Raw genomic sequence first — 23,139 nt, 5'->3', positions numbered from 1 at the left:
CTGGCTAGCTCCTGTAGGGGTCGAGGGCATCGCGCAGGCCATCGCCAAGGAAGCTGAAGGCGATGACGATGAGGATCACGAGCCCGCCGGGCACCAGCAGCCAGGGGCTGAGGGTGACGGTCTGGATGTTCTGGGAATCGATGAGCAGCGTGCCGAGGCTGACGGCCGGTGGGCGCAGGCCGAGGCCGAGGAAGCTCAGGGCCACCTCGCCCAGGATCATCTGCGGCACGGCCAGCGTCAGGTGGACGATGAGATAGCTCATGAAGCCGGGCAGCAGGTGGCTGGTGATGATGCGCGCTTCGCTGACGCCCGAGACCTTGGCGGCCATGACATAGTCTTCTTCGCGCAGGCTCAGGAGCTTGCCGCGCACGACGCGGGCCAGTGTCGTCCACCCGACGACGGCAAGCACGGTCGAGATGCCGAAATAGACCTGGGTCGGCGACCAGTCGGCGGGCACGAGCGCGGCCAGCGCCATCCATAGCGGGAGCGTCGGCAGGGATTGCAGGAACTCGGTCAGGCGCTGCACGAAATTGTCGATGCCGCCGCCGAAATAGCCCGAAATGCCGCCGAAGAAGAGGCCGAGCCCGAACCCGATGCTGAGGCCCAGAAGACCGACGAAAAGCGAAGTCCGGGCGCCGAACAGCATGCGCGAGAAGAGGTCGCGACCGAGCGTATCGGTGCCGGCGAGGAAGATCTTGCCGTCTCCCTCGACCCCGAAAAGCCGCACGCTCATCGGGATGACGCCGAAGAGTTTGTAGGGCTCGCCCTGGACGAAGAGGTGGATATCGTGGCGCACGCTGGTGTCGACCACGTATTCACGCTGGAAGGTCTGGCGATTGAGTTCGTTCTTGAGGCCATAGACGAAGGGCCGCAGGTGGAAATTGCCCTCGGTATCGACGAACTGGATGCCGGTCGGCGGTGCCAGGAGATACCCCGTGTGCCGCTGGAAGGGATCGTAGGGCGACACGAACTCGGCGATGAGCACGACCGCGTAAAGCAGCACGATGAAGAACAGCGAGACGGTCGCGACCCGGTGGCGCGTGAACTTGGCCCAGAAGATCTGGCGACGGCTGAGGACGAGGCCACCCTGGGGGCCGGATGGGGCTTCGGTGTCGATGGCGAGTGTCATTGGCCCGTGCCCCTAGTTGGTCCGCGTCATGCGGACGCGCGGATCGAGAATGGTGAGGAGGATGTCCGAGATCACGACGCCAACGACGGTGAGGACACCCAGGAGCATGAGGGAACTCGCGGCCACGAACGTGTCCTGCGCGATGATGGCGCGCAGCAGGAGCGGGCCGATGGTGGGCAGGCCCAGGACGATGGCGACAATGGTCGAACCCGAGACGATCTCGGGCAGCAGGTGCCCCGCCGTCGAGATGATTGGGTTGAGGGCGACGCGGAACGGGTATTTGAGCAGCAGGCGGCGCTCGGGCACGCCCTTGGCGCGCGCCGTGGTGACATATTGCTTCTGGAATTCGTCGAGGAGCTGGGAGCGCAGGATACGGATAGTGGCGGCCGTGCCGGCAAGGCCGACGACGATGACCGGCACCGGCAGGTGGATCATGAGGTCGGCGAACTTGGCCCAGCTCCAGGGCGCGTTGATGAACTCGGGCGAAAAGAGCCCGGTCGGCGTGACGCCGAAAAGGTTGGCCGAGGCAACCAGCAGCAGGAGCGCCAGGAGGAAATTGGGCACTGCCAGCCCGATGACGCCCAGGAAATTCACGGTGTAGTCGCCGATCGAATACTGATGGGTCGCCGAATAGAGGGCGACGGGGATCGAAACGGCATAGACGAAGATCATCGAAACCAGCGAAACGATGATCGTCAGCCACAGGCGGTCGGACACCAGGTTCCAGACGGGCTGCTGCCACTCGAACGAGTAGCCGAAATCGCCACGGGTCACGAGTGGCACGATCCAGTTCCAGTATTGGATATAGAGCGGCTGGTCGAGCCCGTAGCGTTGGGTCAGATAGTCGAGCTGCGCCTGGCTGGCCGGGGAGCCGGCCGCCTCGAGCTGGGTCGCGAACGTCTCGATGAAACTGCCTGGCGGCAGGTTGATGATGTAGAAGCAGACGACCGAAATCAGGAACAGCACGACAACCATGTAGCCAAGGCGGCGCACGATATAGGCGAGCATCGATGGACCTCCTTGGCGGCAGGCGAGACGGGTGGAGCCAGCTGCTAGAGCAGCTGGCGGAAGTTCGGGATGGTCCCGTAATAGATGCGGTTGGCGTCGTGGAAATTGGCCGCTCCGCGATAGGCCGACCGCACCGCGAAGATGATGTCGTCGGCGCCATCGAACTGCCAGTCGGTGTACTGGAAGCCGGTGAGGCGGATGGAATCCTCGGGCTTGAGGCCGGTCTCGTCCTTGATGAGGAGCTTTACCCGGCGCCAGTTCCAGAGATCCTTGGAGGCCAGCACGTAGACCCTGTTGCGCTGGCGCATCGAGTGGTCCTTGTGGAAACGCGTGAAGCTATCGTCTTCCTCGCGCGCCCATTGGCGCAGGATCGCGTGGTCATCGAGCGCGTTGCCGATGGTGAGATATTCCCCACTCACCGGGTCGCGGCGGATGGTGAGCTTGGCCTTGCAGCCCGGCAGGTCGAAATAGCCGGTTGCCGGGTCGAAGGAAATGCGCTTGCCATCATCCTCGATCTTGATGCGGGCGGACTTTTCGGCCTCCAGCGGCCCCGCCTCGAAGGTCATGATGTCCCAGAGCTGGCCATCGGGATCGGCAACGACATTGCCTTCGCGCCAGCCCGGCTTGAGGGTGCGACCCCACTCCTTGGGTATCCAGGCCGGATCGAACGGGAGCTTGTTGCTCATCGTCCAGTTGGCTGCGTCGAGAAGATCGGCATCGACCGGTGCCGAGACCACGCAGGCCTGGAAACCCGTGCCCCAGACGCAAGGCGTGCAATCTTCGAAGGCCTTGTAGATACGACCGTTATGGATGGTCACGGCTACCGGCGCGCAATGATAATTCGGACCATCGTGGTAATAGCCACCGGCGAAGAGCCAGCCGTTTTCGGGCGCGGTCGGATGCGTCCAGGTGTAGCCGCCATCGTCGCTCCGGCGGATGACGATCGAGCCGTATTGCTGACTGGTGCCGAAGATGTAGAGGGCGCCGTTGTGATAGAACAGCGTGCTCCAGTAGCAGTTCATGATGTGGGTGATGTTGACCCAGGTCGCCCCGTTGTCCTCGGAGCGATAGATCGAGGTGAGGCTTTCCTCGGACTCGTGGTTCCGCGGGCAACCGACGCCGTAATAGTCGTGGCTGACCACGAGCGCGTTGTCCGGCAGGCGCACCACGCTCGGGCTCCCGAGGAACGTGCGCGACAGCTCGGGCTGATACTTGACTTGGCTAAGGGGGATCATTTGGGGTCCGAAGAGCTTGATGGAGCGCTTGGACCGGGCGGCTCACCCGCCCGGTCGCTGAGGCAGGATTACTGGGCGAGGTACCATTGCTCGGCATGCGCACCACGCAGGTGGTCGATGTAGAGCATCTGGTCGCCCGGGAAATTCTTGAGCTTGTTGGAGCGGGTGTAGATGTAGGGGACCTCGCCGACCGTGCCGATGTGGAGCATCTGCTTGACGGTGTTGCCCACCACTTCCTTGCCCAGGGCGTAGTATTCATCCGAACCGAGCTTGGTCGCCTGCCAGCGGTTGACCAGCTCCTGCTGGGCCTTGAACTCCGGCGGGGGCTCCTCGCCTTCCTTGCCGCCTGAGAGATCCCATTGCCGCCAGGCAAGGCCACCGCCGACCGGATTGGTGTCGAGGCCATAGGGCGGACGGAACCAGATGGGACGGGTGTACATGTCCTTTTCCGAGACCACGTCGGCGAACCAGACGGACGCCTGCACCTGCCCTGCCGCCACGGCCTGCGAGAAGGTCTCACGGGTGACGGTATTGACCTGGGTCGGGACGCCCAAAGCCGTCCAGTATTCGGCCACGAGTTCGGAGAGCTGCACGCGGTTGATGGCGTCCGAGAGGATGATGCGCAGCGGCTGGCCATCCGGCCGGACGCGCACGCCGTCGGCGCCCTTGGCCAGGCCCATCTCATCGAGCAGCGCATTGGCCTTGGCCACGTCGTACTCGGCGAAATACGGGCCCATCCAATCCTCGTAGAGCGGGGACTTGGAGGAGACGCCCCACTGGCGGGGCACGCCCAGGCCGAAGAAGATGGTGTCGTTGATTTCGTCACGGTTAAGGGCCAGCGACATGGCCTCGCGGAAGCGGACGTCGTTGAAGATCTGGCGCAGCACCGGATCGTCGACCGTGAGGTTGAACTGGTACTTCACGATGGCGCCCTGGTCGGCGCTGTAGAGCATGGTGGTGTAATTGCCCGCCTGCTCGCCGGCCTTAAGCACCGGCAGATCCGCCTGGGCGAACTTGTCGGCATAGTCGAGCTGGCCGGACTGGACGTTGAGCTTGACCACTTCCGGATCGGAAATGAGCATGCGCACCTGCTCGTCGATATAGGGGAGCTGGTTACCCTCGGTATCGACCTTCCAGTAGAAGGGATTGCGCTTGTAGTACTGGTTGCCGAACTGGTCGACCTGCGTCAGCCGCCAGGGCTTGAGCACCGGCAGGTTGGGATCGACCTGGAAGTCGCCGGTCTGCCCGTTCTGGTGCGAGACGAAGGCATCGATCCAGGACGCGAAGCCTTCCTGCTTGGCCACGGCATCGGCATCGGGATTGAAGTCCTTGTGCCACTTCTGCAGGTAGTGCTTGGGAGCGAGCGGGAAACCCGCCTCCGCCCGCGCCACCGTCAGGATGAAAGCCGGGTTGGGGGCGGCAAAATGGAAGACGACGGTGACGTCATCGACCTTTTCGACCGTCACCGGCTTGCCGCCGACGATGAAATTGCCCGGAAGCGGAGGCAGGTCGCCCTGGCCGCCGATATCGTTGAAGAAGAAGAGAATGTCGTCGGCCGTCACCGGCTGCCCGTCGCTCCACTTCATGCCGCGGCGCAGCGTGACGGTGGCAGACAGGTTGTCATCGGCAAGCACGATACTCTTGGCGATATCGGGATAGACGATTTCCCAATTGGTGGTGACGCCGGCCAGATGCGCATCCCAGGCGGAATAGCCGACATTGCCGAACGATTGCGGATTGGTGGCGTTATAGCGGATCGTGCCGCCATAGGTGCCGACGCCATCGCGCGGCCGCTCGACCATCACGTCCTCGCGCACCGGCAGGCGGTCCGCCACCGGCGGCAGCGCGCCGCTCGTGACATCGGCGTCGAACTGGGGCGACTGCTTGAATTCGGGGACCGTCTTGCCGGTTTCCTTCTCGTAGTCGGAAAGGCTCCAGGTCATGAAGTCGTCGACGAGCTTGGTCTCCTGCGCCTGCGCGTAGGTAGCTGTCGACGTGATGTCGAGGCCGATGCCCGCCACGATGGCGAGCGCAGCGGCCCCCAATAATCCTCTCAACTTGCCGTGCATTAATATCCCCTCCCGTGGATCGTTATGTCCCGGCCAGGCGCCGGGGAGCCTTCGTCAGTCAGACCATTCTCCGGACTTGCCGAATTGCTGGCGCGCCGCGGCGCCGAACCGTTTCTCGGCCTCGACCATGGCCGCACGCGTCTCGGTCATCGACCGCCCGCGCAGAACCTGGCTGGCGCCGATCACCGTGTGGCACTCATTGGCGTCCATGAACTGGGTGGCTTCGAGCACCCTGCCCTGGTCCTCCTCGGGGATGACCATGAAGCCGTGCTGATCGGCATGGAGCAGCTGGCCGGGCTCGATGGTGAGCCCGAAGACTTCCACCGCATGCCCCCAGCGCACCGGCCAGGCATAGGCGTGGCCGACACAGAGACGCTGGGCGAGCGCCTTGAAACCGAGCGAGCCCATTTCGACGATGTCGCGCACGCCGCCATCGGTGATCATCCCGACACAGCCCAGCGCCCGGTGAAGGCTGGCATTGACCTCGCCGAAATAGGTGCCGATGACGTTGGGGCTGTCGACGTCCTTGACCACCACGATCTTGGGACCGGGCACGCTCTCGAGATAGGCGCGGTATTCGCGCGGCGCCTCGGAGCGTTCGATATGGCGCGGATTGCTGGGCTCGACCTCGAGCGTGACGGCATAGCCGATCATCGGCCCGAACTGAGGCATGAAATCCTGGACGGCATCGCGATTGACGACGCTGCGACGATCGACCCGGCTGACCTGTTCCCATCCATTGTAGACAGTAGGCGTCGAGAAGCGGCGCAGGCGCAGCAGATCACCTTCTGAAAGCGTGTGAGCGCTCAGTTTCTCCTCCCTCAAGCGTTCAGCATTGTGGAACGCAGTTCTGTTATTTCGATTATGCAAACACGATTATTCAGCTTGGTCAAGCCAAACTGAAACAGACCTGCGATTTATCAGAATGTCAGGCTATCGCTGCCGAACCTGCGCGGCGACTTCCAGCGTAAGCCTATGAGTTACAAGGGCATCTTCGTAGGTGCAGGTGACCGCGCCTCCGTCCCCCGAGCGCACGGCGGCGAAGAAAGCGCGGTTCTGGGCGACATAGCAATTGGTCGCAGTCTCGATGCGAACGTGCTCCTTGCCCCTGAAGATATCGATGCCCGCCAGCGAAATGACGATCTCGCAGCCTTCGCAGATGAGGCGCAAATCGGCGCCCGAGCGATCGGGCATCACCGCCACGGCTGTGATGACGGCTGGAACGGAACCGAATCGGAAGAGCGCGGCCGAGGCGCCTGCGATATCGCCATCCGAAAAACCCGGCAGCGGGCCGTAGCTTCCGGCGGCGGCCAGCAGTTCGCCGCGCCCCGCCAGGTGCCAGGCGAGGTCGACGACGTGGCAGGCCTGCTCGACCATCTGCCCGCCGCTACGCCCCTCGAAGCGCCACCAGGGCGCTCCGGGCGTGCCGCCATGGAAACGGCCCATCACCATGCGGAGAGGCGTTTGGGCGAGCTGAGCGCGAACAGCCGACAGCGTATCGAGGGCGCGCCAATTGTAGCCAACGGCCGCGACAAGACCTTTGCGGGCAATGGCCTCGGCGATGCCGGAGGGAATGGCATTGTCGAGCCCGATGGGCTTTTCGACAAGAAGCGGGATGGCCGCGTCGATAAGGGCATGCTCGATCTCCCCGTGCTGGTCTGGCGGCACGGTGACGATCACGGCATCCGGGCGGCCCTGGGTGATGAACTCGTCGAGCGACGTATGCGGCGTACCACCATATCGGCTTGCCGCTTCCGCGGCGCGATCGGCGTGGCGCGAAAGGTGGGCGACGACGGCGACATCGCCATCCGTCTCGGCCAGAAGGTCGAGATGCCGCCGCGCGATGTTGCCGGTGCCGATAATGCCGAGCCGCATGAACTTTCCTCCCTCGTCAAGCCATGCGGCATGCCGGCCGCAAGGCATTGGTGCGCCTATAGAACAGCAAGCGCTCGGTTTTGCACAGCGTTGGAGGCCGCCCTACTTGAACAGCACCTCGGTGTCGCTGCCGAAGCGGACCATGAGGGGGATGCTGGCGGCGCCGGTGGCGAAGGCCTTGAGGCCAAGCGTGCCGCTCTGGACCGAAAGCGGCGCGGGGCGGGTGGCGGCCGCGCGGGAGAGGTCGCGGCTTATGGCCCGGACCAGCGCCTTGGTAAGGGCCGGCGGGGCGTCAGTGTCGACGATGATGTCGTCGACATCAAGGAGGCTGACTGCTTGCCAGGCGAAGGCGCCCAGGGCCGGCGCGGCCTTGGCGACCCACTCGGCCACTGCGGGATCGGCCAGGTAGGCCTGGTCGTTTTGCGGGTCTGCGCCATCTGGAATCGGCAGGGAGCGGAGAGAGGCGATTTCGTTGAGCGTTGCGGCACCAACGGCAAAGTCACCGATCATGCCGGCGAGCCGGTTGCGGCCGGTGTGGAGGCGATGGTCCAGGACCAGACCGGCACTCACGCGGTCGCCGAGATGCAGATAGATGAAGTCGGTGCGACCGAGGCCGGCGCCGAAGGTCAGCTCACCCCCTGCGGCCACGACGCCATCGGGGAGGAGATAGACCGGCCATTCGAAGCGCGCGTCCAGTTCGGCGCGCAGGTCAATCCTCTCCCACTCGCTCGCCTGATAATTGCCCAGACCGAGTGCCGCTGGCCAGGCGGAGCCGTAGAAGGGAGATGCGATGCCCAGGCCCGCGATGCGGTCGGACGGGATATCGTTGTGACGCGCGAGAAGGGCCTTGATGCCTGCATCCGCGGCTTCGATCACCGCTGCCGGGGAAAGAGGTGCAACCAGCGTGCGGGCGCCTTCGACGATCTTGCCGAGAAAATCGGTGAGCACGATCTCGATGCCCTCCGCATCCATGGCAAGGCCGAACGACCACGCGCCGGAGGGATTGAGGGCATAGGGGACCGAGGGCTGGCCAAGTCCGCCGCGTCGGGGCTTGCCGCGCAGGAGCAGCGTATTGGCTGCCGCCTCGTTCACGATGGAGGTAATCGTCTGTGGCGCCAGCGAGGTGAGTTGCGTCAACTCGACCTTGGACAATTCGCCATGCAGGCGGATCAGCGACAGGATGAGGCGCTCGTTATAGACGCGAGCCTGCGTCTGCGTGCTGCCGCTGCTGCGCCAGGCAGCAGCCTTTTCCATGCTGTAATAGCTGCTGCCGGTCATGCCGGAATATCCCTTAAGCTCAGTGCCCTCTACCAGAACAACGGTCCGCGTCCAAGTATTAATTTCTTCCAGCAGAAGAATATGCTAGGAGCGGCAGGGGACTATCGCTTTTCAAGCGTAGGGAGGAAAATTTGAGAACTGTCCGCAGCATACTCTGCTTTGGGGACTCCAACACCTATGGCGCCATCCCGACGCTCGCCAGGACCGCTCGGCACAGATATGCCCGCGACCGGCGCTGGCCGGGGATCCTGGCCAAGAAGCTCGGCGCGGATTGGCAGGTGATCGAGGAGGGATTGCCAAGCCGCACGACGGTCCATGCCGACCCGATCGAGGGTGCGCACAAGAACGGCCTCGCCGCCCTGCCCGTCTGCCTTGAATCCCATATGCCGCTGGACCTGGTGATCGTGATGCTGGGCACTAACGACCTCAAGACGAGATTCTCGGTCAATGCCAGTGACATAGCGGACTCCATCGAGCAGGTGGTGCGGGCGGTGCAGACGAGCGAGGCGGGCCCGGAAGGACAGGCGCCGAAGGTGCTGGTGGTAACGCCTCCGCCGATTGCCGAAGTGGACTGGTTTGCCGACATGTTCAGGGGCGGCGCGGAGAAGGCGGCACAGCTGGCGCCGCTGGTCGCCGCAATGTGCGAGCGGCGCCAGATTCCGCACCTCGACGCCGGTGCAATCGTCGAAGCCAGCGCGGTCGACGGCATTCACCTCGACGCGGAAGCGCATAGGATTCTAGGGCTTACGCTGGCCTCGCTCTGCGAAGTCGCCTTTGCAGCGATCAATTAATTTCTTCCACTAGAAGAAGATAATTGACTCTGCGAGAAACCACATGGCAAGGATAGGGACATGGAGAGCCGGACAGACCCCGGAAACAGGGGCCCGGCACCAAAAGGGAGGAGCAACATGCGTTTCGCATCGTCAGGAAGCGCGACGATCGTCGCCGCCGGAATTCTCATGGGCCTGTCCGCCCTCACCAGCGCCGCCGCCCTGGCGCAGGATGGGCCGGCAGGCATCACCACACCGACCAAGTTCGCCCCCTACGACCCGAAGGCAGCAGCCTGCAGCCCGCCGACAGGGCTCAACCGCGTGCTGGGTTTTGCGCAGGATAATGAGCGCGAATTCATGCAGGGCGTGGATTTCGGGCTGAGCAAGGCAGCAGCCGACCGAGGCCTCGAATATCGCCGCGCCACCGCGAACAACGATGCCGCCAAGATGGTGGAACAGGTGCAGCTCTTCCGCGCCTCGAAGGTTGGCGCGGTGGTGGCGGCGCCGGTCGATCCGGCCTCGCTCTCCTACAGCCTGCAACAGATCATGTGGGATGGCGGCTATGTCAGCACCATCGTGCCGCCTCCGGCCACGCTGCTGCTCAATGCGCCGCAATACGAAACCGGCAAGGTGCTGACCGATGCCGCGATCGCCTATATCAACGATCATCTGGGCGGCAAGGCCAATGTCGTGCTGCTGACCCAGGACCAGATCGAGTTCCTGGCGCCCCGCTTCAAGGCCATGCGCGACGGGCTTTCCAAGCTCCCCGGCGTCACCATCGTTGCCGACGTCACGCCCGACCCCGTCAACAAGGAAGGCGGCTTCGCCACCATGAGCACCATCCTCCAGGCGCATCCGGACGTGGATGTCGTGCTGGGAGCTGATACCGTGGTGCTGGGCGCCCTGGCGGCGCTCGAGGCGGCCGGCAAGGCCAAGCCCGAGCAGTTCCTGGGCGGCATCGACGGCGAGCCGGAAGCGGTCGCCGCGATCAAGAAGGGCGATGGGCCTTACAAGGCCAGCATCTCCCTGTCCTCACCGGTTTTCGGCTACGCGATCGGCCAGTTCGCCGCCGATTGGCTCGACGGCAAGAGCGTGCCGCAGGCCATGGACATCCTGCCCAGCGCGCTGACCAGCGCCAATATCGCGCAATACGAAACCGACCTCAAAGACCCGGGAGCGGTGTTCGCCGATGCGGCACGCCGCGACGCCTATCTCAAGATGTACGGCAACATCTGCTACGATACGCGCGACCAGTACGTGAACTTCCCCTGGTCGTCGGAAATGTAACCAGGCGCTCCTCCAAGGCACTTGCGTCTCCGGCTCCGCACCGGAGGCGTCTTCTCTTCCGCGAGTGGACCACGGCATGACATCCAGTTCCCCCGCTGCCGCCAGGCCGAATACGCCGCTTCCGATGCTGTTGCCCGGGACCTCCTCGCCCGGGGAAGCCTCGAGCCGCTTCGGCCTGGCCCTCGTTGCGCTGGGCCTCGTCGTGCTGTTCTCGGTGCTCAACCCGGCCTTCCTCAACCTCGACAACTTCGTGACCATCGGCGTCAATTCGACTTCGATCGTCATCGCCGTCATCGGCACCTCGGCGCTCCTTATCGCAGGCTATGTCGATCTCTCGATCGGCTCGATGCTGGCTCTTATCGGTATCGTCGTGGCCAAGGTGGCGGTGGCGACGCAAAGCGTCGAGCTCGCGATCCTGACCGGCATCGGCATGGGCGCGGCGCTTGGGCTGCTCAACGGCTTTCTCGTCCGCCGACTGAGCATTTCGCCCCTCATCGTGACGCTCGCCATGCTCGCCCTCTATGGCGGGCTCGCCTATGTGGTGAGCAGCACGGCCGTCTACGGCTTCCCGCAGGCGCTTCTCGATCTCGGACGTGGGCGGCTTTTCGGCATCCAGTACACGGTGCTGATCGCACTTGCCGTCTTCATCGTCGGCTCGTTTGTCCTGACCTGCACCCGCACCGGCCTGCGCATCTACGCCATTGGCGGCGATGCGCGTGCGGCCGAGCTGTGCGGCGTTCCCGTGGGGCGGACGGTCGTCGGGCTCTACGCAGCCAACGGCGCGCTCATCGGGCTGGTCGCCGTGCTTCTGGCGGGCCGGCTCGGCTCGATCCCGCCCACGATCGGCGTTCGGTTCGAGCTGGACGTGCTGACTGCGGCCATCCTCGGCGGGGTCGCCTTTTCGGGTGGAGCCGGGCGCCCTATCGGTATCGCGGTGGGCGTGGCAACGATCGGCATCCTCAATGCTGGGCTGATCTTTGTCGGCCTGCAATCCTGGTGGCAGAACGTTGCCGTCGGCGCCATGCTGCTGCTCGCCTTGCTTGCCGACCAGATTGCCATCGGCCTTCGCAATCGCGGCAAGGGCAGCAAGACTGCCGGCATGGCGGTAGCAGCCCCTACCAACAGACGACAGCAGGCGGACGGTAGGCAGCGTCCCACCTCGACGGGAAGCGAGACCGTTTTCGAGATCAGCGGTGCCTACAAGGCCTATGGCCCCGTCGTGGCCCTCGAAGAGGGCTCGTTCCGGGTTGGCAAGGGTGAGATCGTCTGCCTGCTCGGCGACAACGGCGCCGGCAAATCGACGCTGGTGAAAATCATCTCGGGCGCGATCCAGCCCGATCAGGGCAGCATGACCCTCGAAGGCCACGCGGTCCGCTTCTCGAGCCCCCGCGACGCGCGGGCGGCCGGGCTGGAAACGGTCTACCAGGACCTGGCGCTCTGCCCCAACCTCTCGATCGTCCACAACATGATGTTGGGCCGTGAACCCACCCGCCGCTGGCTGGGCCTCATCCCCGTGCGCGACGACCGCAGGGCGGCGCAGGAAAGCCGGCGGCGCCTGCTCGACCTCGGCGTGACGCTGCGCGACGACAACGTCCTGGTGCGCTCCCTGTCAGGCGGCCAACGCCAATCCATCGCCATCGCCCGCTCGCTGGGCGAACACGTCAAACTCATCTGCCTCGACGAGCCTACCGCCGCCCTCGGGGTCAAGCAGACCGCCCAGGTAATAGACCTCGTCCGCTCGATCGCCGAGGCGGGCACCGGCATCATCCTCGTCACCCACGACATGGCCACCGTCCGAGCCCTCGCCGACCGCATTGTGGTGCTGCGGCTCGGCCGCGTCGTCTACGACGGCGGCGTCACGGGCATGAGCACCGACGATCTCTGGGCGCTGATGGCCGGCACCGAGAGCGCAGGATAGCGCCCCGAACCAGACACAGGCCTCTGGCAACAACCTCACCCCTGCCATTGCGATCCGAACGCACCTCGTGCACGTTCGACGCGGAATCATGAAGGAGTGAGACGCTGTTTCCCTGGCTATCGGACGTCCTGTCCCCCACGATCGGCGCGTTTCGGCTGCTTCGATCCGACATGCTCCTCATCGCCTCGGGAGCCTGCGTCGCATTCCTTGTCACGGTCCTCGGCATCCCACGCATAGCGCACTACCTCCCCAGGGATCGCGGCCGCGCCTTTGCGGTGGACGCCGACAAGAGCGTCGGCAAGCCCATGGGTGTCGGGCTGTTCTTCGTGGCGGTATTCGCCGTGACCGTCTTCCTCTTCGTGCCCTGGCGGCTCGACGTATTGCTCATCGTCTGCGTGCTGCTGCTTGCCTCGGCCATCGGGCTGGTCGATGACGCCACGGGCGGGCTATCGGAATACAAGCTCGCCTTCTTCGACCTCCTGGCGGCAGGCCTCTCGGCGTGGCTGCTGGTCAGCGGGGCGAGCACGATCGACCTCTGGTTTCCGCTGGTCCGCGGTGCCTTCCCGCTACCGTCCTTCCTCGTGTTCCTGGTTTTCACCGGCGTGATCTGGATATCGATCAACGCCACCAATTGCAGCGATGGCGTCGACGGCCTGTCGGGGAGCCTCAGCGCGGTGTCGCTCGTATTCCTCGCCTTCCTGCTCTACGGCGTGATCGGGGACAAGGCGACAGCCGGCTATCTGCTGATCCCCTTCGATCCGCGCGCAGGCCTTTGGGCCGGCGTCGCCTTCATCATGGTGGGCTGCCTGGCCGGCTATCTCTGGCACAACGCCCCGCCGAGCTCCGTGCTCATGGGCGACGCCGGCTCGCGCCCGCTCGGCCTGCTGCTGGGCGTTCTCGTCTGCGCCAGCCATAACGTCTTCCTAATCGTCGTCGTCGGCTTCGTCATCCTCGCCAACGGCGCCACCGGCATCGCCAAGGTCACCCTGAAGCGCTTCTTCAACATCCTGGTCTTCGGCCGCGTCCGTTTTCCCCTTCACGATCATTTCCGAAAGGAAGTGGGCTGGGCTGGCTCGCAGGTGCTGCTGCGCTTCATCATAGCGCATCTGATCGTGTCGGCCCTGCTCTACGCGCTGTTGCTGAAGGTGCGGTAGGACTGCGGGTCGACGCCGCTCCACGGCGATTATTCGTGGATCGATCCATCGGGCATCAACGCGCCCTGCAGGTTTGCGTCCACGAGAATGGCGCCTGTCAGCTTGGCTCGCGTCAGCCGTGCCCCCGCCAGGTTCGCCCCGGTAAGATCGCTGCCAGTCAGATCTGCGTTGTAAAGATCGGCGCCAGCCAGGTTGGCATTCTGCAGGTTTGCGTCACGTATCCGCGCACCGACCAAACCCGCGCGGGCGAAGTTTGCACCCTCGAGATTGGCCTTTGACAGGACGGCGCCGACCAGGTTGGTCTCGGAAAGATCGGCGCCAACCATGCTGGCTCCATCCAGTCGCGCGCCCGTCAGAAAAGCGGCCTTGACCTCGGCGCGATCGAGCGTCGCTCCGATAAGACGCGCACCCTGCATCTTCGCCCCCTGAAGATGGGCGTCGGCAAACGTCGCGCGACTGCCGTCGGACTCGTAGAACAGCACCTCGACCATCTTGGCACCGGTGAAGTCCGCGCGCTGCGCCTTGGTCTTGTTGAGGTTGGCCCCCGAAAGATCGGCACCAACGAAATGCGCACCTGTCAGATCAGCGCGATGAAAAACCGCATTGCTCAGCGCGGCGCCGGAAAAGTCCGCATTGGCGAGGTTGCATCGCTTGAAATGCAGGCCTTCGTGCGAACACGCAGCACGTTCGACTGGAGGCTCCGCGGTCGCCGGCATCGCGACAAGGGAGCCTCCGACAACCACCAGCATGAACAGGCAGCGCAGCCGCATCAATGTGCGGCCGGGGGCGGTTGGGCTGGCTTCTCGGCGCCTGGCGCCACGGGCCCCTTCCCGACGAAGGTCTCCAATATGTAGTCGGCCACGGCAGAAATATCGCGCTTGGCAAGGAAGGTCGTAATGGGGGCCTGTGGCTTGTCCGTTCCCGAATCCGCCGCCGTCATCCCGTAGCAACGGTCGTCCGTGTAGGAAAACTTTTCGAAATACGGCATGTTGGTACCAGGAACGCCGCAGGAAATGATCATCACCATCGTTTCCTTATCGAGCGCACTCTCGCGGAAATTGGCGCCATGCTCGCGAGCATCGTCGCCCACGCCATCGCCGTTGGTGCCGTGGCACTGGTTGCACCCCCCCTTTTCGAAATAGATACGCGCTCCCCCGGAGAGCTGCTGCGCGGTGGCCGGCCAGGAGGTCAGGCCTAGACCCAGCATCCCGACTGCGAAGATGATCCCTGCTTGCGCAGATTTCGAAATGTGGCGTCCTGATTGCGGCATGTTCCTTGTCCTCCGGGCATTTTCGGGTGTCTATTCGATATCTTGACTGGAGTGGTCTCTCTGGAAGAGCCGCAAACGTGAGCAGGTCATCATGCCAATGCCCAATCGTCGCTGCAGCTCTGTCGTCCTGGGCCTCTGTGTATTCCTGGCGTCCGCCGTCCACGGGATTGGTGCCGACAGGCCCGCCGCCAGCGATGTCTGGCGGATCGCTCTCGGTCAGCCGGTCGCAGCCATACCGGATAGCTTCGCTGATTTCGCCTGCGGGTCAAACGGAGGGCCTCCCAAGCTGCCCCTTGGGGGTTTCGAGGACTACGGCTCGTGCCCGGCGGAAATTTCCGGACTTCATGAAGTCTACTTTCGCTACGACGACGAACTTGAGTACTGGGCAAAGGCGAACAACGTTCCGCTGCTCGTCGCGGCCTCCGGCACCAAGGTCTACGACCTTCCCGTGATCATTTCGGCGCTCATCGATGACACCGGGATCGTCGAAGGCCTGAGACTGGTCAGCGACCCACGCGACACCTCGGTTCCGCGCGAGAACGCGCGTTTCCTGGCGCCGTTCCTCAAGGCTCGATTTCGAGCGCCCGGCAGCGAATGGGCTTGCGAGAACCTGCCGGTCGAGGCGGGCGAAACGCCGGTCTATGGCGAATTCGTCAAGGAGGATTGCGCCCTCTCGCGCGATGGAAACCAGTACAGCCTGCATACGCGCTATCTTCGGAAGGCAGGCGAAAAGGCCATCGACCCGCATACCGGAAAGCCGACCGAAGGACAGTTCGAAAGCCACGTCTGGTTCGAGATGCGACAAGGCTGAACCCGAATTTGTTGGAGTGGAGGACATGCCTCCACTCCAGACTTCTCTAGAGCCCGAAGACGAATAGCATTGCAGCGTTGCGCTGCTCCGCCAATTCGGGCGTCATGCGGAGCTTGCCTCTGGCGGGGCCAGAGAGACCCGAGGCAATGGCGATATATTGCTTGTCGCCGACCGCAAATGTCATGGGCGGCGCAGTGAAGCCGACGCCGACATTGGCGCGCCAAACCTCTTCGAGCGTCTCATCGTCAAAGGCGATGATGCTGCCATCGGTGAGGGCGGTAAAAACCAGACCGCCAGCCGTGCTGAGTGCGCCCGCATAGTTCGGGTAGTCCAACTGCACTTTCTTCTTGATCTGGCCGGTCAGCGGATCTGCCGCAACCAGCGAGCTCTCGAGACGCTCGGAGACGACATAGGAACCACCGCTCCAACCCTTGTCCACGCTGTGCATGGTCGTGTCGGTGGTCACGTCCACGCAGCCCGTCATTGCCGGGATGTAGATCAGCTTGGTTTTCGGGCTGAGTGTCGAGGGCCAGAAATTGTTGCCGCCGGCAATGGACGGACAGGCCCTCTTGGTCGGATCGGCATCGGTACGCGTCGCCGTGCCGGCATAGGTCTGGATCTGCTTGTTGGGATCATAGTCGACCGGCTTGCCGGTTTTGACATCGATCCCCGCGGTCCAGTTAATGCCGTCCATATAGGCCCCGGCCTTGAGGAACTGGCCGTTGTTCGCGCCGAAAGTGTAGAGGAACCCATTACGTCCGGAATGGGTCAGCAATGTCTGCTCTTCCCCGTTCAAGCTTCCCTTGAAGAGGATGTGCGTGCCTTCCTCGTCATAGTCCCAAGCATCGTTGGGCGTGTACTGGAAGTACCAGTTGAGCTTTCCGGTGTCGGGATTACGAGCAAGGACGCTGTTCGTATAAAGGTTGTCGCCCGGCCGATAGGACGGATCGAACATGGGCACGGGATTGCCCGCCCCCCAATAGGTCAGATCATGCTCGGGGTCATAGCTTCCGGTCACGTACATGCCGCCGCCGCCCGTCTCCCAGGCGTTGTTGGTGCCGCCCCAGGTCTCTGATCCGGGCTCGCCTGGCGCAGGAATGTTGTATTCCTTCCAGACCTCGTCACCCGTCGCTACGTCGTACGCCGCCATCCACGCACGCGTACCAGCGTCGCCGCCGGCGGCCCCTACGATGATCTTGTCCTTGATAAGCAGCGGCGCGCCGGTCATCTCCACGCGCGGAGTGTCGCCGGTGATGTCCTTCTCCCACAGGACCTCGCCAGTATCCTTGTCGGTGCCGATCAAGCGTGCCGGGCCGTTGGCCACGGAGATCACGAGATTGTCTGCCAGGGCGACCCCGCGGTTGGCGATGGAAGGCTTCTCCTGGCCCGGATCCATTGTCCAGACGATGCGGCCGACCGTGCCCTGCGTGGCGTCGATCTTGTAGACTACGCCCCAGGTGTCCGTGAGATAGAGAAAGCCATCCTCTGCCAGAGGCGTGGATTCCGTGTAGTTCGGTGCCTGGTTGTTCAGGGATACCGAGAAGGCAAGCTTGAGGCCCTTGACCGTATCCTTGTTGATCGCATCCAGCGGCGAGAAGCGCTGACTGGTGTAGTCCCGGTTGTTGCTCAACCAGTTCTGCGGCTCGCTGTCCGCCTTCACGATGCGATCCGAGGTCACGTCGGCGGCGCTTGCAGCCGGCACCGCGAAAACTGCCCCTAGAAGAATGCCAAGATACAGGCTTGAACGCCATTTACTGCCGTTATCGACCATAGAAACCCTCCTTTTTCTATGGGCTCGCAGACTTTGCACTTGCTTCTATTCACCTTTGAAGCTCGAGCAACATGCTGCAAACCACGGTAAACTGGCTCCATCTGCGCCTAAGATCGCCTATATTCACAAGCTATTCTGAGTATAATTATTCCCAATACTCAAACGCATGTTTATGCCATGCGGCATCGGCCGCGCGAGCGGGCGGCCGAACGGGTAGTGTGGAATGGTTTGTGGGATCAGACGAGGGTGCGCAGTCGCGCGTCCGACAGCGGCTCTCGGCTATATGCCAGCAGCACCTCGGCACGCTCGGCCCCGCACAGGGATGCGAGTTTTTCCGCAAACACCGCTTCGTCCTGTGCCGCGGAATAGCCGTCGAAGGGGCCATCATAGCTTACACGGGCCAGGACGTTTTCGCCGGCATAGGCCGTTACGCGAGCCGGGAATATGCCGCGCGAGAGGTGGGCGGCTTCCAGTTCATCGCTCCCGGTCAGTTCGATCTTGTCGATAAAGGCGTGCACCGCGGGGTCAGCGACCGCTTTGCCTTCGAAGTCGGCGAGAACGGAGCGCTGGCGTACGAAGGCGCTGGCGGCAGCGAAGGGAAGGCTGAAGCGAGCGGCGAGATGATTTTCGATGCTTCGCGTCGAGAGTGAAGCCGCGCTGGAGGATTTGACCTCGAGGTGCAGGCGCGTAACCTGGTCGGGCGCGAATTGCCGCCCCAGTTCGATGGACGCGCGTATCGCGGCCTGGCATCCGAAATTGGCAGGGTAGAGCTTGATCGAATACGCGGTGAGATCGCGTTCGGATGGCGGTGTTTCCAGGTAGCTTGTATCGGCGCTTCCCGCGCCATAGCTCGCCAGCCAACCCTTGTCTCCGGTGATCGGCGCCTCTGGCCCGGTAGCTCCGGCGCCTGCCAGCAGTGCCGAATGGAGCGCGTGGCGCGCGGAGAAGCCGACCGACAAGTCCTTGTCGGGGCTGTAGCTCCCCATCTTTGGCGACATGGCCGAAAGAAGACCGGCGGGCAAGGTGCTGGCGCATATCCCGAGGGCTGCGAGCGCCGTGTCGAGACTGTTGTTGATGAGCGTGGCACAGCCCAGGGCAGCCGCGGGCGCTGCCGTGAGGGACGTCGTGCGGAAGCCGAGCCCATTGGCGCGGTGAGCGCGCCCCAGCGCCTCTCCCAGGCCGATATTGGCTGCCAATGCGACCCACAGTGCCCGAGTCACGGCTTCGGCGCTTGAATTCAGCTGGCCGGCAAGGGCGAGAACCGCCGGAACGATCACAACGGCGGCGTGGCCGTTATTGCGGCCATTGATCAGGACTTCCTGGAAATCGAGTGCTTCGGCCGCCGTGCCATTGAGAAAGGCCGCGTCGAGCGGCGCCGCCTTGGCCTCTCCACCCCAGACGCCGCTCCCCTGCCCCGAAAGCTGGACACTTGCCGCATCGAAGGCCGTACCGCCAATCCCATGTGCCCGCGCGTATCCTGCGATGGCAATCGTATCGGCAACCAACCGGCCGGTAACAGCCACCACGTCGGACGGAATCTCGGCCGTCAGCAATTCCAGATGGCGAGCCACCCATTCACGATCGGAGATAGTCATCAGGTTTCCTCAGGCAACAGGCAGGGCACGATTGGCCACGTGGCAGGCAACACGCGCGCCATCGGGCCATTGCCGCAATGCAGGACGTTCGCTGCGACATTGGGCTTCGACCTGGCTGCAGCGCGTGTGAAAAGGGCAGCCGGACGGCGGATTGATCGGCGAGGGCATGTCCGGCCCGATATCCGGGCTCTGGTGCATCCGCTCTATGTTCGGATCGCTCGACAGGACCGAGGCGATCAATGCTTGCGTATAGGGATGGCGCGGCTGGGCGAAGAGCACGTCTCGCGGCGCATATTCGGCGACGCGGCCGAGATAGAGCACCATGATGTCATCCGAGATGTGCCGCACGACCGCGAGATCATGGCTGATGAACAGGATCGACAGCCCCATCTCGCGCTGCAGGCCCTTGAGCAGCGCCAGCACCTGCGCCTGGATGGACACATCCAGCGCCGACACGGCTTCGTCGCAGATCAGGAGGCCCGGCTTGAGAACGATCGCCCGCGCGATTCCGATACGCTGCGCCTGCCCGCCGGAGAATTCGTGGGGGAACCGCGAGGCCATTTCTGGCCTCAGGCCAACGCGCTGCATGGCTTCCGCTACGAGGCGCTCGCGTTCGGCGCGGCCCAGGTCGCGCCGGTGGGTGAGCAAGGGCTCGGCGATGATGTCGGAGACGCGCATGCGCGGATTGAGCGACGCCAGCGGATCCTGGAAGATCATCTGCATGTCGGGCCGAATCCTGCGGAACTCGGCGTCCGACAAGCTGCCGACATCGGCACCGCGCCACACGACGGTTGCCCCCTCGGCGCGTTCAAGCCTCAGAATGGCGCGAGCGAGGGTCGACTTGCCGCAACCCGACTCGCCGACGATGCCCAGCGTTTTGCCGGGCGCAATATCGAGATCCACATCCGCCACGGCGCGCAACTGGTCCGGCTTGGCCAGCGGCCCGCGCGAAATCGAATAGTTGACCGTGAGGTTCCGAACGCTCAGACCAGCTTCGCTCATGCGACCAATCCCGTTTCACGCAGAGGGAAATGGCACGCTTGCAGATGCGAGGCTGACGACGACTGCGTCATCGCCGGCGTCTGCGCGCGGCAGAGCTGCTGAACCCGCCCGCAACGCGGCGCGAACATGCAGCCGACGCGCGCCTGGCGTCCATCGGGTGGGTATCCCTGCACCGGCACCAGTTCTTCGATGGGCCGGTTGATGTCCGGCATGCTGGCCAGCAGCCCGGCCGTATAAGGGTGGCTGGGCGCCAGAAGCACGTCTTCTGTCCTGCCCTGCTCGACGATATTGCCGGCATAGACCACGAGTATCCGGTCCGAGAGGCGCGCCACCACGCCCATGTCGTGGGTGATGAGAACGACCGCCAAACCTTCGTCACGCCGGAGCTCGTTGATGAGATCGAGCACCTGAATCTGCACCGTCACATCCAGCGCGGTCGTGGGTTCGTCCGCGATCAGGAGCCTGGGCGAGCACGATAGGGCCATCGCGATCACCACGCGCTGCCGCATGCCACCCGAAAGCTCGTGCGGATACATGTCGAGCCGGCGCGCGGCCTCGGGAATGCGGACCCGGTTGAGCAAGCGGAGTGCCTCGGCGCGGGCCGCATGGTGCGACAATCCGCGATGGAGGCTCAGCATTTCCGCAAGCTGGCTGGAAATGCGCCGGAACGGATTGAGGGCCGTCATCGGGTCCTGGAAGATGAAGGCCAGCTCTCGCCCGCGAATTGTGTTGAGCGTGGCCTCACCAGCCTTGATGAGGTCGCGGCCGGCAAAGACCGCCTCCCCGCTGACCGTTCCGTTCGACGCCAGCAACCCGGCAATGGACATGAAAATCTGGCTCTTGCCGGAGCCGGACTCCCCGACGATGCCCAGGACTTCGCCGGCATCGAGGGTGAAGCTTACATTGTCGACCGCAAGGACCTGGCCGCCTGCCGTATCAAAGCGCGTAGTGAGATTTCGCACCGTCAGCAACGGTTCAGGCATTAGTCCAACCCCGGCACGGCCGAGGCCCGGCATGCCCAAATAGTATTAAGGTTCTTAGGCAACTAACATGGTAGGGCTACGAGCCCAAGCCATGTTGGCCAAAAGCTTTTGCAATCTGGCGGAAAAATGCGAAACAAACCGGCCCCCTGTCCGCCTCACTAGCCTCCCGATCGATCGCACCCGTGTCATTTTCCTTCTTTGCCCAGAAGCTGCTCCGCCTGGTGTTGACCGTATGGGCTGCCGCATCGCTCGTCTTCATCATGTTGCGACTTGCGGGCGACCCCGTCGCGGCCATGGTGCCTTCCGATGCACCGCAATTCGTCATCGATCGCTACCGCGAGCGCTTCGGGCTCGATCAACCCTTTTTCGTGCAGTACTTCGCCTATCTCTGGGGCCTGCTGCAGGGCGATTTCGGCATCTCCTTCCGCACCGGCGGCCCGGCCTGGGACATGGTGGCCCCGCGCATCCTGCCGACGCTGATACTGACCGGCACGGCAACGCTGATCGCCATTGCCATCGGCATCCCTACCGGCATGCTCGCCGCCGCGCGGCGCAACAGCTGGGTCGACCGGCTGGTGATGAGTTTTTCGGTGTTCGGCTTCGCCATGCCCAATTTCTTCCTGGGCATCCTCCTGATCCTGCTCTTCACGCTCAACCTGCGCCTGCTCCCCAGCGGCGGCTTTGACCAACCCATCGGCCTGCTGATGCCGGCGGTGACGCTTGGCCTCGCCTCGGCCGGCTCCTATGCCCGCCTCACACGCTCGTCGGTACTCGAAGTGCTTTCGTCGCCTTTCATGCGCACTGCGCGCGCCAACGGGATTCCTCCGTTGCAACGCATGACCCACCATGTCCTGCGCGCCATGCTGATCCCGCTCGTTACCCTCGCCGGCTTCAGCATCGGCTCGATGATCGCCGGTGCGGTGGTGACGGAAACCGTGTTTGCCTGGCCCGGCATTGGGCGTTTGCTGGTCACGTCGGTTACGGAGCGCGACCTCGCCGTGGTGCAGCTGATCGTCATCCTCGCCGCCGCGACGATGGCTACGGCCAATATGATCGTGGACATGCTCTATGGCTGGCTCGACCCCCGGATCGGCACCCGGCGCAAGGCGGGGAAGGCCTGACCCATGAAGATCCGGCTCAACCTTCTCATCCCCACCGCCCTGCTGGCCCTGGTCGTTCTGTTCGCACTCTTCGGCGGCTTTTTCACGCAGCACGCCTACGACGTCTCCAACCTCCTCAACCGTAACAAGCCGCCCGTTTTCCTCGGTGGGAGCTGGACCTATCCCCTCGGCACCGATGGCCTTGGGCGTGACTCCCTTGCGCGGCTGGTCTTCGCGGCGAGGGTAAGCGTGGGACTGGCTCTTGTCGGCACGATCGCCGGCGCCATTCTCGGCACCACGCTGGGGCTCATCGCGGCGCGCTCGCGCAATATGCTCGGCAGCCTCATCGACGCAGCCATCGATCTACAGGCCGCGATTCCCTTCATGATCATCGCGCTGGCGACGCTCGCCATCTTCGGCAATTCGCTGCCGCTCTTCGTTGCCATCCTGAGCATATATGGCTGGGAAAGCTACGCGCGCCTCGTGCGTGGGAGCGCCATGTCCGCCCATACGCTGACGTTCGTCGATGCCGCACGCACGATCGGCGTAAGTCCCCTGGCCATCGACATTCGCCACATCCTGCCGACCGTATTCAACGTCGTGATCGTGCAACTGACGCTCAACTTCCCGCAGACCATCCTGCTCGAGACGGGCCTGAGCTTCCTGGGCCTGGGCATCCAGCCGCCCTTCACGAGCCTCGGCCAGTTGCTCGGCGAAGGTCGCGACAGCCTTGCGCGCGCCTGGTGGCTGGCCGTCGTTCCCGGCGCGTTGATTTTCGTCACGACGCTCTCGGTCAGCCTGCTCGGCGATGCCCTTCGCGATCGGCTCGATCCGACGCTTCGCGGGCGCTGACTATGGATGGCCCGGCTGAGACGCTATCGATC

The 23,139-nt window shown here is 63.8% G+C and carries 20 protein-coding genes; 7 read left to right on the top strand and 13 right to left on the bottom strand.

Annotation, left to right across the window (positions count from 1 at the left end):
- Positions 1–4: 4 nt before the first annotated feature.
- The 7 genes from JNE37_RS12655 to JNE37_RS12625 all read right to left on the bottom strand — a co-directional run bounded on the left by JNE37_RS12655 (position 5) and on the right by JNE37_RS12625 (position 8,594).
- Complete coding sequence (locus JNE37_RS12655; RefSeq protein WP_203063089.1) at positions 5–1,129, bottom strand: ABC transporter permease; 1,125 nt, start codon at positions 1,127–1,129, stop codon at positions 5–7.
- A gap of 12 nt (positions 1,130–1,141) precedes the next feature.
- Positions 1,142–2,137 carry an ABC transporter permease gene (locus tag JNE37_RS12650; protein WP_035034658.1) on the bottom strand — a complete coding sequence of 332 codons (996 nt, stop codon included), beginning with the start codon at positions 2,135–2,137 and terminating at the stop codon, positions 1,142–1,144.
- A gap of 44 nt (positions 2,138–2,181) precedes the next feature.
- Entirely contained in the window at positions 2,182–3,372 is a 1,191-nt protein-coding gene (locus tag JNE37_RS12645; RefSeq protein ID WP_035034661.1) for an exo-alpha-sialidase, read from the bottom strand.
- Positions 3,373–3,440: 68 nt separating this feature from the next.
- The gene (locus tag JNE37_RS12640) at positions 3,441–5,441 is read right to left on the bottom strand and encodes an ABC transporter substrate-binding protein (protein ID WP_203063087.1); all 2,001 of its coding nucleotides are present in this window, start codon (positions 5,439–5,441) and stop codon (positions 3,441–3,443) included.
- Between the two features lie 54 nt (positions 5,442–5,495).
- Entirely contained in the window at positions 5,496–6,266 is a 771-nt protein-coding gene (locus JNE37_RS12635; RefSeq protein WP_203063085.1) for an RraA family protein, read from the bottom strand.
- 108 nt (positions 6,267–6,374) lie between these two features.
- Complete coding sequence (locus JNE37_RS12630; RefSeq protein ID WP_203063083.1) at positions 6,375–7,316, bottom strand: Gfo/Idh/MocA family protein; 942 nt, start codon at positions 7,314–7,316, stop codon at positions 6,375–6,377.
- Positions 7,317–7,418: 102 nt separating this feature from the next.
- Entirely contained in the window at positions 7,419–8,594 is a 1,176-nt protein-coding gene (locus JNE37_RS12625; RefSeq protein ID WP_203063081.1) for an ROK family protein, read from the bottom strand.
- Positions 8,595–8,725: 131 nt separating this feature from the next.
- On the opposite strand from JNE37_RS12625, the gene JNE37_RS12620 reads away from it, so the two are divergent.
- The 4 genes from JNE37_RS12620 to JNE37_RS12605 all read left to right on the top strand — a co-directional run bounded on the left by JNE37_RS12620 (position 8,726) and on the right by JNE37_RS12605 (position 13,723).
- On the top strand, positions 8,726–9,385 hold the full coding sequence (locus JNE37_RS12620; RefSeq protein ID WP_035034207.1) for an SGNH/GDSL hydrolase family protein: 660 nt from the start codon (positions 8,726–8,728) through the stop codon (positions 9,383–9,385).
- A gap of 117 nt (positions 9,386–9,502) precedes the next feature.
- Positions 9,503–10,651: a sugar ABC transporter substrate-binding protein gene (locus tag JNE37_RS12615; RefSeq protein ID WP_246513235.1), complete on the top strand. Its 1,149-nt coding sequence runs from the start codon at positions 9,503–9,505 to the stop codon at positions 10,649–10,651.
- Positions 10,652–10,727: 76 nt separating this feature from the next.
- Positions 10,728–12,569, top strand: a complete 1,842-nt coding sequence (locus JNE37_RS12610; protein ID WP_203063079.1) for an ABC transporter permease subunit — start codon at positions 10,728–10,730, stop codon at positions 12,567–12,569.
- A gap of 170 nt (positions 12,570–12,739) precedes the next feature.
- Complete coding sequence (locus JNE37_RS12605) at positions 12,740–13,723, top strand: MraY family glycosyltransferase (protein WP_052015371.1); 984 nt, start codon at positions 12,740–12,742, stop codon at positions 13,721–13,723.
- Positions 13,724–13,752: 29 nt separating this feature from the next.
- On the opposite strand, the gene JNE37_RS12600 is transcribed toward JNE37_RS12605, so the two are convergent.
- Positions 13,753–14,493: a pentapeptide repeat-containing protein gene (locus JNE37_RS12600; protein WP_203063070.1), complete on the bottom strand. Its 741-nt coding sequence runs from the start codon at positions 14,491–14,493 to the stop codon at positions 13,753–13,755.
- A complete protein-coding gene (locus JNE37_RS12595) occupies positions 14,493–14,993 on the bottom strand; it encodes a c-type cytochrome (RefSeq protein WP_203063069.1) in 501 nt (166 codons plus the stop codon). Before JNE37_RS12595 ends, JNE37_RS12600 begins: the two co-directional genes overlap by 1 nt.
- 91 nt (positions 14,994–15,084) lie before the next feature.
- On the opposite strand from JNE37_RS12595, the gene JNE37_RS12590 reads away from it, so the two are divergent.
- Positions 15,085–15,804, top strand: a complete 720-nt coding sequence (locus JNE37_RS12590; RefSeq protein ID WP_203063067.1) for a hypothetical protein — start codon at positions 15,085–15,087, stop codon at positions 15,802–15,804.
- A 46-nt stretch (positions 15,805–15,850) separates the two neighbouring features.
- On the opposite strand, the gene JNE37_RS12585 is transcribed toward JNE37_RS12590, so the two are convergent.
- From JNE37_RS12585 to JNE37_RS12570, 4 genes are all read right to left on the bottom strand, one after another.
- Complete coding sequence (locus JNE37_RS12585) at positions 15,851–17,506, bottom strand: pyrroloquinoline quinone-dependent dehydrogenase (protein ID WP_203063065.1); 1,656 nt, start codon at positions 17,504–17,506, stop codon at positions 15,851–15,853.
- Between the two features lie 305 nt (positions 17,507–17,811).
- Positions 17,812–19,170, bottom strand: coding sequence for an MmgE/PrpD family protein (locus JNE37_RS12580; RefSeq protein WP_203063064.1), 1,359 nt, complete (start codon positions 19,168–19,170; stop codon positions 17,812–17,814).
- Between the two features lie 9 nt (positions 19,171–19,179).
- Positions 19,180–20,172 carry an ABC transporter ATP-binding protein gene (locus JNE37_RS12575; RefSeq protein WP_203063063.1) on the bottom strand — a complete coding sequence of 331 codons (993 nt, stop codon included), beginning with the start codon at positions 20,170–20,172 and terminating at the stop codon, positions 19,180–19,182.
- The gene (locus JNE37_RS12570) at positions 20,169–21,155 is read right to left on the bottom strand and encodes an ABC transporter ATP-binding protein (protein ID WP_203063061.1); all 987 of its coding nucleotides are present in this window, start codon (positions 21,153–21,155) and stop codon (positions 20,169–20,171) included. Before JNE37_RS12570 ends, JNE37_RS12575 begins: the two co-directional genes overlap by 4 nt.
- 182 nt (positions 21,156–21,337) lie before the next feature.
- On the opposite strand from JNE37_RS12570, the gene JNE37_RS12565 reads away from it, so the two are divergent.
- The gene (locus JNE37_RS12565) at positions 21,338–22,276 is read left to right on the top strand and encodes an ABC transporter permease (RefSeq protein WP_035034217.1); all 939 of its coding nucleotides are present in this window, start codon (positions 21,338–21,340) and stop codon (positions 22,274–22,276) included.
- A gap of 3 nt (positions 22,277–22,279) precedes the next feature.
- Positions 22,280–23,107, top strand: a complete 828-nt coding sequence (locus tag JNE37_RS12560) for an ABC transporter permease (RefSeq protein WP_052151966.1) — start codon at positions 22,280–22,282, stop codon at positions 23,105–23,107.
- Positions 23,108–23,139: the final 32 nt, after the last annotated feature.

The organism is Paradevosia shaoguanensis (assembly GCF_016801025.1).
Taxonomy (GTDB): Bacteria; Pseudomonadota; Alphaproteobacteria; order Rhizobiales; family Devosiaceae; genus Paradevosia; species Paradevosia shaoguanensis.
This window is presented reverse-complemented; position numbering and strand designations above follow the sequence as displayed.